This is a genomic window from Desertivirga xinjiangensis, assembly GCF_024436435.1.
Taxonomy (GTDB): Bacteria; Bacteroidota; Bacteroidia; order Sphingobacteriales; family Sphingobacteriaceae; genus Desertivirga; species Desertivirga xinjiangensis.
Window position 1 is genome coordinate 553805 of record NZ_JAFMZP010000003.1, and the last position, 12357, is coordinate 566161.

9 protein-coding genes are annotated in these 12357 nt (G+C 40.1%); 7 read left to right on the plus strand and 2 right to left on the minus strand.

Annotated elements, in window-relative coordinates; genetic code table 11:
- Positions 1-13: 13 nt before the first annotated feature.
- The 4 genes from J3P37_RS10580 to J3P37_RS10595 all read left to right on the plus strand — a co-directional run bounded on the left by J3P37_RS10580 (position 14) and on the right by J3P37_RS10595 (position 5425).
- On the plus strand, positions 14-904 hold the full coding sequence (locus tag J3P37_RS10580; RefSeq protein WP_256011081.1) for a phytanoyl-CoA dioxygenase family protein: 891 nt from the start codon (positions 14-16) through the stop codon (positions 902-904).
- A 92-nt stretch (positions 905-996) separates the two neighbouring features.
- Entirely contained in the window at positions 997-2301 is a 1305-nt protein-coding gene (locus J3P37_RS10585; protein WP_256011082.1) for an MFS transporter, read from the plus strand.
- A 114-nt stretch (positions 2302-2415) separates the two neighbouring features.
- Complete coding sequence (locus J3P37_RS10590; protein WP_256011083.1) at positions 2416-4476, plus strand: outer membrane protein assembly factor BamB family protein; 2061 nt, start codon at positions 2416-2418, stop codon at positions 4474-4476.
- Positions 4477-4504: 28 nt separating this feature from the next.
- Positions 4505-5425, plus strand: a complete 921-nt coding sequence (locus J3P37_RS10595) for a sugar phosphate isomerase/epimerase family protein (RefSeq protein WP_256011084.1) — start codon at positions 4505-4507, stop codon at positions 5423-5425.
- A 17-nt stretch (positions 5426-5442) separates the two neighbouring features.
- Here J3P37_RS10595 and J3P37_RS10600 read toward each other — a convergent pair whose 3' ends face one another.
- Together J3P37_RS10600 and J3P37_RS10605 are read right to left on the minus strand one after the other, a co-directional pair.
- Positions 5443-7026, minus strand: a complete 1584-nt coding sequence (locus tag J3P37_RS10600) for a ThuA domain-containing protein (protein ID WP_256011085.1) — start codon at positions 7024-7026, stop codon at positions 5443-5445.
- Positions 7027-7068: 42 nt separating this feature from the next.
- The gene (locus J3P37_RS10605) at positions 7069-8487 is read right to left on the minus strand and encodes a glycoside hydrolase family 140 protein (protein WP_256011086.1); all 1419 of its coding nucleotides are present in this window, start codon (positions 8485-8487) and stop codon (positions 7069-7071) included.
- 265 nt (positions 8488-8752) lie between these two features.
- On the opposite strand from J3P37_RS10605, the gene J3P37_RS10610 reads away from it, so the two are divergent.
- From J3P37_RS10610 to J3P37_RS10620, 3 genes are read left to right on the plus strand one after another with little or no spacing between them, the layout of a single operon-like run.
- Positions 8753-9775: a glycoside hydrolase family 5 protein gene (locus J3P37_RS10610; RefSeq protein WP_256011087.1), complete on the plus strand. Its 1023-nt coding sequence runs from the start codon at positions 8753-8755 to the stop codon at positions 9773-9775.
- 28 nt (positions 9776-9803) lie between these two features.
- Positions 9804-11102 (plus strand): C4-dicarboxylate transporter DctA, encoded by a 1299-nt coding sequence (gene dctA, locus J3P37_RS10615; protein WP_256011088.1) that lies wholly within the window; start codon positions 9804-9806, stop codon positions 11100-11102.
- Positions 11103-11112: 10 nt separating this feature from the next.
- Positions 11113-12096 (plus strand): DUF4886 domain-containing protein, encoded by a 984-nt coding sequence (locus J3P37_RS10620; protein WP_256011089.1) that lies wholly within the window; start codon positions 11113-11115, stop codon positions 12094-12096.
- Positions 12097-12357: the final 261 nt, after the last annotated feature.

A 12357-nucleotide genomic window follows, 5' to 3' on the forward strand; every position in this document is an offset into this window, starting at 1 on the left:
ATTCTAAAAAAATATGAAATCTAACAAAGAAAAATTCCTTGAAGACGGGTACGTTATTGTAGATGTATTGAGCCAACAAGAAATAGATGACTTCAGGCATTTAATGGACGCCTTAATAAGTCCTGATGTTAAATCAGAAGACACACAAACAAGAAGTTCATCGTTTCAACACCTGGGGGATGAGATCAGTGATTTTGGCAAGGAGGCAAGGCAATATTATTTCCATTTGTTAACAAAACCCGGAACGGAATCTATTCACCACGCTTTTCATCACCCGGTGGTATTAAAAACAGTAGAAGAGCTTTTAGGGCCAAATTTGATTGTGAACAATGCATCAATTCTGGCAGCCAATGAAGGTACGGAGTATTCATTAGGATGGCATAGAGATATTATCCAAATTCCTCAGGATGAAATTGAGGATTGGATTTTCTCGCCAAGACGTTTTCATAACAGTGTTCAGATCAACTTGCCTCTTGTAGATGAGAATTCGTTGTGGGTTGTTCCGGGAAGCCATTTCAGAGCTAACACTGAGGCAGAAAATGAAGCTTTTAAAGGCTCAAAGCATTATGCGCCGATAGGTGCAGAAATGCCGGGTGGAATTCCGGTTTCTTTGAAGGCTGGCCAGGCTGTATTCTATAATAACAATCTAATTCACAGAGGATTTACCGAGAAAATGAAAGTTCCTCGCCGGACTTTACACATGGGATACCATAGTGCAGACTTTCCACCAACGTGGCATTTCTACCTCTTAAATTCCGATTTGCTTACACCAGCATACCTTGATACTCTAAGCCCTACGATGCGTAAAATGATGGGTGAATATCTAGAATGCAAAAAACAATATCCTAATATGGCAGACACCTGGAAAAAAGAATACAACTTTCCAGAGGAGTATTCTGTGTAGATAGAAAAGCCGGTAAAAGGTTGGAGTTTACATCATGTTACTCCAACCTTTTAAAATATCTTCAGTTGCAAACCAGTCTAATAAGAAATCACATGCAAGAGATCAATAGAGTCAGGCTTTTTAATGCCAGTAGTGTAGCCCTGGTGGTAACAGCGTTGACATTTGCTATCAGAGCTAACCTTTTGGGGGTTTTAGCGAACGAATTCGGATTGAGTCCACAAGAAATAGGAGAGATTTCGTCTGCTGCATTTTGGGGATTCACCATCGCTATGTTTATCGGAGGTCCAATCTGTGATTATATTGGTATGGGCCGGATGTTTCTTATTGCTTTCATTGGACACTTTGCTGGAATTATATTGACTATTTATTCAACCAATTATTGGACACTCTTTTCTTCCACATTATTAATTGGAATTGGGAATGGATTTGTCGAATCTGCAAGCTATGCCATGGTTAGCAGTATGTATACGAATCAAAAAGCAAAGAAAATAAATGACTGGCATATCTGGTTCCCTGCAGGTATTGTGATAGGCGGAGTATTAGCATACATCCTCACCCTTGCTGGTGCGAGCTGGAGAGTACAAATGATCTTCATGATAGTTCCAACGATAGTATACGGATGGATGTTTTTGAAACAGCATTTTCCTAAATCTGAACGAGTTACTAAAGGTGTTTCTGATAGAGATATGCTGAGAGAATGTTTCAAGCCGCTGTTCTTGTTTATGATATTTTGTATGTTGCTTACCGGGGCTACCGAGCTGGGCACTAATCAATGGATTGCTGAGCTCTTATCAACAGTGGGAGTTCCTTCTATTCTTCTTTTGGTATTTATAAATGGAATTATGACTATTGGAAGAGCGAATGCCGGATTCATATTAAAAAGAGTGTCGACCATAGGTTTACTACTTTTTTCGTCAGTGTTTTCATTAATCGGATTGATTTGGCTGAGTTATGCAGAAGGGTATATTGCGTTTGCGGCAGCAGGAGTGTTTGCTGCCGGTGTTTGTTTCTTTTGGCCAACCATGATTGGTTTCGTATCAGAAAACCTTCCTAAAACCGGACCTCTAGGAATGTCATTGATGGGAGGAGTAGGTTTGCTTTCTACATCTTTGATATTACCTGTATTTGGGATAGTGTATGAAAATCAATTGGCTGATTCAGGATCAGGTTATTCAAATATTGAAGTTCTTAGAACAGCTGTGGCCGGCTCAGAACAGGCTTTGCAACTGGCCCGTATAAAATTAGAAGCTGGTGCGGGTACACTAAGGTTCGTGTCTATCCTTCCAGCTATTTTGGTTATTGGGTTTTTCTTTTTGTATATCAAAATGAAGAAGAAAAAAGCAGAAAATGTTTCAGCAAAGCGAGTAACTTGGGCTGTTAATAAAGTGAAGATATAAACTGCCTATATATTAATCAATTTGGAAGGGTAATTATTTAGTATGACTGTTTGTTCTTTTCAGACTATTCGATTAAAGATTTCTTTGTATAGTTTCGTTGGTTTATCCTTTTTAATGTTGTTCTGCACTTCTTGTGTACCTGGTAAACGGTATGAGCACACGGTTGATTGGGTTGCGGGGGGAGGAGACCCCGGACAAACTAAATATTCAGAACTAGATGAAATAAATGTTTCTAACGTAAAAAATTTGAAGGTTGCCTGGGTGTATCGTTCCGGTAATATGTCTGGAAATGTTCAATGTAATCCCCTTGTGATCGGAGGAGTGATGTATGTGACGACTCCTGCCCATGAGCTGATCGCCGTGGATGCTACGAACGGGGAAGAAATATGGCGGTTCAATCCGGCAAGAGAAGGCGAGCAATTTGGAGGGATCAACAGGGGTATCGCCTGTTGGCAATCTAATAATAAGGGTAAGCTGTTATTTACCGCCGGGAATTATTTATATCAGGTTGATATGTACACCGGCAAACCAGAAAAAGAATTTGGATATGAAGGGAGAGTTAATTTAAATGAGGACCTCGTAAGGCCAATGGATAAAATGGCCATTACCTCACCTGGAGTGCCAATGGTATATAAAAATTATGTGATAGTTGGAGCTTTAAGCTGGAGTGCGCCGTCGAATGTAAGTGCTTTTGATGTTAAAACCGGCAAGCGAGCCTGGATATTTAATACTATTCCGAAGCCAGAAGAATACGGTTATGATACCTGGGGTAACAAAGATTTTTGGAGGGAGGGTGCAGGAGTGAATGTTTGGGGAGGCATAACCGTTGATGAAGAGAACGGTATGGTGTTCTTTTCAACAGGACAACCAAAAGATGATTTCTACCGCGGAGAGAATAAAGGGCAGCAATTATTTGGGAACAGCATCATTGCTCTAAATGCCGAGGATGGAGAAAGAATATGGCATTTTCAGGCTATCCATCATGATCTGTGGGATTTAGATATGCCTTGTGCTCCTATATTGGTAAGGTTAAAACACAACGGAAAAGCTGTTAAAGGAGTGATGCAGTTAACCAAAACAGGGAACATACTGCTTTTTAATCGTATCACGGGTGAGGTGCTTTCTAAAGTAGAGGAAGTACCTGTTCCTGCTTCCACTTTATCTGGAGAATATGCCTATCCAACACAACCCAAAATAACCTGGCCGGAGCCGTTCGCAAAGCAGGTAGTTACGGAAAAGGACCTTACCACCCGCACTCCCGAGGCGCATGCTTATGCAAAAAGGGTGTTTGCCGAGTCGGATGCCGGATGGTTTATTCCTCCTTCTAAAAAAGGGATCCTTTATTATGGAATTCATGGTGGAGCGGAGTGGGGTGGAGGAGCATATGACGAAAAAGAAAACAAATTGTTCGTTAGTTCCAATGAGTTGGCCTGGTTAATTAAGATGAAAGATATTAATGAAGCAGTTTCAGGGCAGAGTGATAAAAAAGCCCTTAGTGCTGGTAAAGCGGTTTTTTTGAAAATGGGGTGCTCCAGTTGTCATGGCGCAAATAGAGAAGGGCAAGGCAGCGCTCCAGATCTTACGAAGCTAGACAAAAAATATAAAGCTGAAGACATTGTAAAGATTGTCAAAAAGGGTAAGAATGCCATGCCGGCTTTTTCCCAGATTGAAGAGAAGGATATGCTTGACTTGACAGATTTTTTGTTGAATAAAGAAACATCAACCATTGCCATCTCTAAGAATAAACCAGAATACCGGTCGCTTGGTTATACCAAGTTCCTTGATGAGGAGGGATATCCTGCCACTGCGGCACCTTGGGGGACACTAAACGCTGTTAATCTCACTACAGGGAAACTTAGCTGGCGGGTGCCTTTAGGTGAATATGAAGAATTATCAAAAAAAGGCATTCCGCCTACCGGAACTGAAAATTTCGGTGGCTGTATAGTGACTAAAGGTGGCTTGGTTTTTATTGGGGCTACCCGCGATGAAAAATTCAGGGCGTTTGATAAAAAAACAGGTAAAATATTATGGGAAGCTAAACTTCCCTATGGGGGTTATGCTACCCCGAGCACTTACGCTGTAAATGGCAAGCAGTACGTTGTTATCCCGGCAACAGGCGGGGGCAAATTGGGCGGTAAAACGGGTGATGCCTATGTGGCATACACATTGGATTAAATCGCAGGAACGAACATTACATACTCAGATGATAGAATTGAAAAAAAATTTAGGGGTTAAAGGTGTATTATTAACGGTACTCAGTCTTTTTATGGGATGTGGGGCCATTTACAAGGGAAAAGATCACAAATCAAGAAACAGCATCTATTCAAAAGACAACTTGGTGGCATGGTGTATTGTACCATATGATATTAAAGAAAGGGATCCTGAGCAGCGTGCTCAGATGTTAAATGACCTGGGAATTACCAAGCTTGCATATGATTGGCGGGAAAAGCACATTCCAACATTTGACAAAGAAATTCAAACCTTAAAAAAACACCGTATACATTTACAGGCTTTTTGGATGTATTCAGGCCCTGATCCTGAAAAAGAGGGTAACCTAAAATTGATACTTGATGCCTTAAAACGAAATAACACAAAAACTGAAATATGGTTTATGGTTGGTGGTATCGATCTGAGTAAAATGAGCCAGGAAGAGAAAATAAGAGCGATTTCAAAACCTGTAAAATATATTGCAAAAGAGGCTGCCAAAATAGGTTGTAAAGTGGCTCTTTATAACCATGGAGGTTGGTACGGAGAACCGGAAAATCAGCTGGCTGTTATTAACCATCTAAAATTATCAAATATTGGTATTGTTTATAACTTTCATCATGCCGAAAACGACATTGATCGTTTTCCTAATTTCTTTCCAAAGATCCTTCCTCACTTATATGCTATAAATTTGATGGGTTTGAAGGGCAAAAACCCGGCAAAGGTAGTCCCTGTAGGCGAAGGTGATCAGGAACTAGAAATGATGAAAATTGTAAAAGAAAGTGGATACAATGGCCCCATTGGGATTATCAATGAAGATACTCATCCCGACGCGGAAGCCGGATTAAAAATGAATATGGACGGGGTAGCCAAAGTGGTTAAACAACTTGGTGATAAAAAAGCTCTGAGAACATATTAATTAATGAGAGTCTTATACTATTCGTAACCCGAAGTCCATATGGCAGCGTTTTTAAAAATTCTTTGAACAGTTTGCGATTTGAGCCATTTAGGATCATCGCCCAAAAGAGTTTGAAATATCCTGCCCTGTTTAAAGGGATAAACCCATGCAAGTGCGCGACTTTTATTTGAAGGTGCTTTGCTGGAAAGCAGGGTTGTGACTGGCATATCTCCTGCCAGGTAATAATGGTGGATACCCGGCAGTTTGAAGTCGTGGACATTTTTGGTGATGAAGTGTGGGGTTACATGAAGCTTACTGACCTCTCTTTTCCTTTGCCTGGGTTCTTTTTTTGTTTTAGTAAATTCTCTTCGAAATATCTGATTGTAAGCAGGCCAATTCAACTCTTCTGTTGCTGCGCTAGTTTTATTGTTATGAAAGGCCAGGCTTATTAATCCACCCCCCTTACTTAAATAATTTTCTAAAGCGAGTTTTGAGTGAGAGTTGATACCGGTTATATTTTCTCTATTTAGAATGACAAGTTTATAATCGCTTAAATCATATTGCCATAGGTCATTAATATTGCTCGAGATATCTATTAGAAACCGGTTATCTTTTTCAATAGCATTCTTTATCGCGAGAGTTCCTTTTCCCCATTCGTCGGATGACGAATCTCTTTCCGCTATTAGTAAGGCCTTTATGCTTCTATTATAGATATGCTTAGTGACTTCCAGATCTTGGTAAAAACGTGCCTCAACTCCGGTAGATGGTACTTCGATGCCGCTTGCCCAAACTATTCCGTTAAGGAGAACTTTTCGATAGTCGTTATTTTCCCAGTTCGAGTAGAAGTGGTTGATAGTTGCAGAAAATCCCCGACCTCCATCTTTTCTTTCCACGGTCCATGCTATAACATTACCAGTTTTGGGTCTTCCATTTAGACTGGGTACTTCAAGGATGGGTGAAAAGCGTTGGACTGTATCTGAAAATCGTATGTTGTAATAAAACTCTTCCATGATTTGAAATGGTTTTACTCCTCGTGAAACCGGGTGTTCTGGACTTGCTAAATTTACTTTAGCTTCAATAGCTTTAATTTCGGAATATTTTCGGTGGTTACCGGAAGAATCCTGCCAATCAAAATATCCGCCTGCCCATTCCAGCATCTTTTGGCTGTAAGCGTAAGGCGAAAAGGTGGAGAAGTGTAGCAAGGAGATTCCGCAACCCCGGTTTATTTGTTTTTGGATGATTCTGCTCCTTTCCCTGGTCAAAAAAGGCGAGTCGCGAAAATTGTAGCCATCCGGACCATCAGATACAATTAAAATTAAATCTGCGTCCTCCAGGGTTTTTTCATTTGCTGGCCAGCCGTGAAGATGTACTTCGGTCTTTATTCCTTTTGTTGAATTGTCTAACATAGTTTTGATCAGCCGTACCGTCTTAATATACTCATGAGTACCAGCCGGGTGACTTTTCTCGCCTGCAATTAATACGATTTTTGTTTCAGGACTTTTTTTGAACTTATTCTTCTTAGACAATAAAGAATGTTGTGCCTGGCAAGTATTATCTGTTAGAAATAAAGCAGTCAGAGTGATGCCTATAATATAAGTAAACGATCTGATAGATTTTTTCATAGCTAATACGAAGTTAAAGTGTTGTAACTGGAGACTAAGGTTTTAATAGTGTGGCTTGCATTCTAATATTAATACCCAATCATTATCTATACCTGAACTAGGTGGAGTGAAATGACCGTTTTTTTCCTGACTATTTTTAATCTTATTTTTTCTTCCATTTCTAGGATTATACCAATAGGCTGTTAACTGGCCTTTAAAAGTGCTTAAGTTTAGATCTACGGGTTGCCCTAAAGCCAAATAAATGATTGCAAAAGAATTGTCTTCAGCCCGTGCGGCTCGAATATGAGTGCTATCTTGCCGATTCACGCCAAGAATCAGACTCTGGTCGGGTACAAGCTTTGAAAAGCCCTTTTCGATCAGTAAAGCTTTCAGGTGTTTAATGTCTTTAGCGCCCGGACGTTTTAGCGCTTTCTTCCAGTCTGTTAAACAGGGAATCACAAAAGTGCCTTTTTTCCTGAACATTTGCCAGACGGCATTATTACCATATGTATAACCACAAGCCCCGGATAAAAAATTCCAGTAGGCAGTAAGTCTTACGTCGTAGTCTGAAAAAAAACCTTTTTTGAAATAGCCTTTATTGATCAGGATGTTATCTTTGTTTAGTATCGACACGGGTACTGTGATTGGATTCTTGAAATTAAGGTATTTCCAAAATTCAACAGGGATGTCTTCGTAAGCTGGTTCAGCATCTATAAAAGGCTTTGGGGGATAAACGGAGTAATCAGTTTCAGCGTACTTATACACGGGCATAAAACGTTTAGCATGGCCACTTTGATACATGTTAAAATCTAGCCAGGCTTCGTTTTGAAACCACTTTGAGGAAGAAGATTCGCCAGCGGGATGATACGTGATCAATTGGCTGCCCTTGCTTTGATTTTTTAAAGCCAGGCCCATTGCTTTCCAAATCTGAAATGTTTCTTCATTTAAAATATTTCTATCTCCTCCGAGTACCCAGACAACTGGCTTATTAAGATATCTTCGACCTAAATAGTTACCATAGTGTTCTGCATTCTGTTTATTAAATATTACAGGTCCCCAGCCTTCGCGATCTGAAGGGACTTTATCTGCCCAGGTAGGCAATATTGCCATAACAAGGCCCAGTTTTTCTGCTTTATTAATGATGTAATCAACATGTCTAAAATACAAGTCATTAGGTTCATCTGGCGATAGATTGAGAAAAGGCAATTCACCATAGGCGTTTGGCTTTCGCAGTCCATCGCTTTCGGCCAAAATAACCGCTTGAATGACAGTGAAACCTTGCTTGGCACGTTTTTCAAGATACCTATCCGCCTCTTCCCGATTAAGTACATGAAACAACTCCCAAGCTGTGTCGCCGATCCAAGCAAAAGGTTTGTTTTTGTAAAGCAAAAAGCGCTTGTTTAGGCTGACGTCCAAATCCTGCGAAAGGATAGATGAATGAATAGAGAAACAAAGTAGACTCAGGAAAATTGATTTTTTCATTGCAATTAGCTCCATGATGAGATAAAGAGATATCTTTCATATTTAATGTTGCATACGGATAATATATGCTTGCAGGGTAAACCCTATGCAAATGTAAAATCCATGTTCGATTTTGTTGTAACGGTGCTAATTATTGACTACTAATGGTTAGAAAAGTATTATGTTGTATTTGCATGTCTGTATAACTTTGGTATACTAATCAAACCAATCTTATAGCCACTAAGATTTTGCACTAAGTGTCCGATTAGCTTAAAATTATTTTGATATGAAAGGAATTATCTGTTCAGTATTTCTTACTGTTGCTATCAATGGAGCGATCTGTGCTCAGACGTCCAAACCATTATCAGCTCCATTTGGGGTTAATCTTGCGGGGGCGGATTTTGGTGCCAATGTGCCGGGTGTTTTTAATAAGGATTATACTTACCCTACCGGGGCCGATCTCGATTATGTCAAATCGAAAGGGTTAACATTGATCAGACTTCCTTTTTTATGGGAACGTATGCAACCTGTTCTGGGTGAAAGTCTTGATGCTAAGGAAGTGGAACGTTTTACAGAAGTGATTGATGCTGCTGCGGAGAGAGGAATATTGGTTCTACCGGATATGCATAATTATTGCCGTAGAAAAGTTGAAGGTGAATGGCTGATAATTGGTTCAGAAAGGGTGCCTGTTGAACAAGTAGCGAATGCATGGGCTAAGATTGCGGACTTATTAAAAGATAAAAAAAATATTTGGGGATATGGCATCATGAACGAACCTCACGATATGCCTGCAGAAAATTCATGGTTTACTATTGCGCAAGCAATTATCACCAGCATCAGATCTAAAGATTCCAAAACTGCCATAGTGGTAGGTGGCGATAGCTGGAGCTCTGCAGAGCGGTGGCCTTACTATAGCGGAAATTTGAAAAATTTGAATGACCCCGCGAATAACTTGATTTTTGAAGCGCACATTTATTTCGATGAAAATTCGTCGGGAAGCTATAAATATTCCTATGAGAAGGAACGTGCTACTGCAGAAACCGGGATTGTAAGGGCTATGCCGTTTGTTAAATGGTTGAAGGCTAATAATCTTAAAGGTTTTATTGGGGAGTATGGAGTTCCCGACAACGATCCTCGTTGGTTGGTTACCCTGGATAAGATGCTCGATTACCTGCAAAAAAATGGGGTTAACGGAACTTATTGGGCCGCCGGACCATGGTGGGGAGATTACCATCTTGCTGTACAGCCAAAAAATGGTATTGACCGTCCGCAAATGAAAGTTGTCAGCAGGTACCCTTCTGCAAAATAAATTAAAGATTCAAATTGAATCGATTCAAATGAAAAGACTAGCGGGGAATCTCACGGTTCAGGTTATCGTGGCAATAACAACCGGAGTGATTGTAGGATTGTTAGCGCCGGGTTTTGCTGTGACAGCAAAGTTACTAAGCGGCACATTTATTAAGTTAATAAATATGCTTATCGCCCCTATTGTATTCCTGACAATAGTTTTAGGGATAGCCAAAATGGGGGATATGAAAAAGGTTGGACGTGTTGGGGGAAAAGCTTTATTATACTTCGAAATTATTACAACGTTAGCCATCATAATAGGGGTGATATTAGCAAATGTGATAAAACCTGGCCAAGGAGTTTTACCTGTAGTAGATAGCGCAATTAAACTCCCTGCAAAAATACAGGCCGCTGATTTCAACTGGACAGAATTTCTTACTCATATAGTCCCTGAGAATATATTTGATGCATTTGCCAAGGGGGATATTTTACAGATTTTGTTATTTGCCGTACTATTTGCAACGGGTTTAAGTAAAATGGGCTCAGCCGGAGTTCCTCTTCTTGATACATTCGAAAGGATATCGCAGGCGCTATTTAATGTCATGAAACTGGTGATGAAACTAGCTCCGTTAGGAGCTTTTGGGGGGATGGTTTACACCATAGGAACTTATGGTATTCAAAGCCTTTTGCCCATGGCAAAAATTATGGGGGCGATTTATTTGACATGCGGCCTTTTCGTATTTGTTGTTCTTAACCTGATATGCAGATATTATAAAATTAGTTTGTGGAGATATCTCAAATTTATCCGGAGTGAGATATTGATCGTTTTGGGCACTTCGTCTTCTGAATCAGTTTTACCAAGTATGATGCAAAAAATGGAACGGTTTGGATGCTCGAAGTCGGTAGTCGGTTTGGTAATTCCAACTGGTTATTCATTTAACTTGGATGGTACTTCCATCTACCTGTCTATGGCTTTGATCTTTTTATGCCAGGTATTTCAAGTCGAGCTTTCAATTAGTCAGCAATTGACCGCAATTGGAATATTGATGATCACCTCGAAAGGGGCGGCGGGGATTACAGGAAGTGGCTTTATAGTGTTAAGCTCAACCTTAGCAGCTCTTAAGATCATGCCTGTAGAAAATGTGGCAATTTTACTGGGAGTTGATCGATTTATGTCTGAAGCCAGGGCAATCACTAACCTTATCGGAAATGGAATAGCAAGTGTTGTTGTAGCTAACAGTGAAGGCGAATTCGATTATAATAAGTACAGCAATTTATTTTCGGGCATGCATGATGTGCATGTGATCTCCCAAAGTAAAAAGCTCGAACCGGCTAATGAACTAGTTTAAAATTTAAAATATGAAATTAACTAAAATCAAGCTGGTTTTATTGCTTGCGGTTTTCCTATCGACTGCCCTTGCTTGTTCCAAGAAAGCCAACACTGATGAATCGGTAAAGACTAACCCGGAGCCTCCAGCAAAGCCAAATCCTGAAGACCCGAGCACCGGTAAGAAAAATATTAAACTGTTTTTGATTGGGAACAGTTTCTCCCAAAATGCTACCACTTTCTTGCCTGCATTAGCAGCCGAGAATAGGCATAGTTTAACCATAGGACGTGCAGAACTGTCAAGTTTTTCACTCCAGCTGCATTGGGAGGCAGTGGTGAAAAATTTGGCGGATGCAAATGATGTGAATGGAAAACCTTACAAAGGAAAGTCACTAAAAGAATTGTTAGCTACGAATTCCTGGGATATCATTTCTATTCAACAGGTTTCTGGAATGTCAGGTAAAGAAGGAACCTATCAGCCGTATCTGGGAAATCTTATTGAGTTCATAAAAAGACATCAGCCAAATGCCGAAATTGTTTTGCATCAAACCTGGGCATATCGGTCGGACGCTACGGTTTTTACGCAAATTTATGGTGGAAATGCCAGAACTGAACAGGAAATGTGGGAGAAATCAAGAGCAGCCTATCACTTATATGCTGAGCAATTTGGTTTAAGAATTATTCCCACCGGCGATGCTTTTTGGCTGGTAAGTTCAAATTCCAGATGGAAATATAATAAGGATCTGGAATTCAACTATTCCCAGCCTGTTTATCCTCAATTACCAGATCAATCCAATTCATTACATATTGGTTATTATTGGAACGCCGGTACTTTTGGCTTTGATTCTCACCATGCAAATACGGCTGGTTGCTTCCTGGGATCTTTAACTTTCTATAACTTTCTCTTCAAAGAATCTCCCAGCACTCCTGGCTATACACCTGCTGGAATAGACTCAGAATTTGCTTCCTTCTTGAAATATGTAGCGCAGACGGCTGTCGATGCACTAAACAATTAAGAGGAGATAAATCCCCCGCATGAATCGGTCAAATACGGATAGGTAATTTTACAACTATTTTATCCTCGTCAATGCCGCAAATGATTTTCTTGTTTCAAGTGTGCTTGGTTAAGCCTTTGATTATCAGGGGTGCCGTGCTGCTTGTTGGTCGGTATTGAATTTTTCTACGGTGGATATTTTTGACAAGTTTCTAGATGTGGCTTTTAAACAGAAGGTATTATATAGGTTTTAGCTAAAAAAGTATTAGTAAAGGTACCGTTA

Coding starts and splice junctions, on each gene's coding strand:
- J3P37_RS10585 (WP_256011082.1), top strand. CDS start 997: ATGCAAGAGATCAATAGAGTCAGGCTTTTTAATGCCAGTAGTGTAGCC.
- J3P37_RS10620 (WP_256011089.1), top strand. CDS start 11,113: ATGAAATTAACTAAAATCAAGCTGGTTTTATTGCTTGCGGTTTTCCTA.
- J3P37_RS10595 (WP_256011084.1), top strand. CDS start 4,505: ATGATAGAATTGAAAAAAAATTTAGGGGTTAAAGGTGTATTATTAACG.
- J3P37_RS10590 (WP_256011083.1), top strand. CDS start 2,416: ATGTTGTTCTGCACTTCTTGTGTACCTGGTAAACGGTATGAGCACACG.
- J3P37_RS10605 (WP_256011086.1), bottom strand. CDS start 8,487: ATGAAAAAATCAATTTTCCTGAGTCTACTTTGTTTCTCTATTCATTCA.
- dctA (WP_256011088.1), top strand. CDS start 9,804: ATGAAAAGACTAGCGGGGAATCTCACGGTTCAGGTTATCGTGGCAATA.
- J3P37_RS10600 (WP_256011085.1), bottom strand. CDS start 7,026: ATGAAAAAATCTATCAGATCGTTTACTTATATTATAGGCATCACTCTG.
- J3P37_RS10610 (WP_256011087.1), top strand. CDS start 8,753: ATGAAAGGAATTATCTGTTCAGTATTTCTTACTGTTGCTATCAATGGA.
- J3P37_RS10580 (WP_256011081.1), top strand. CDS start 14: ATGAAATCTAACAAAGAAAAATTCCTTGAAGACGGGTACGTTATTGTA.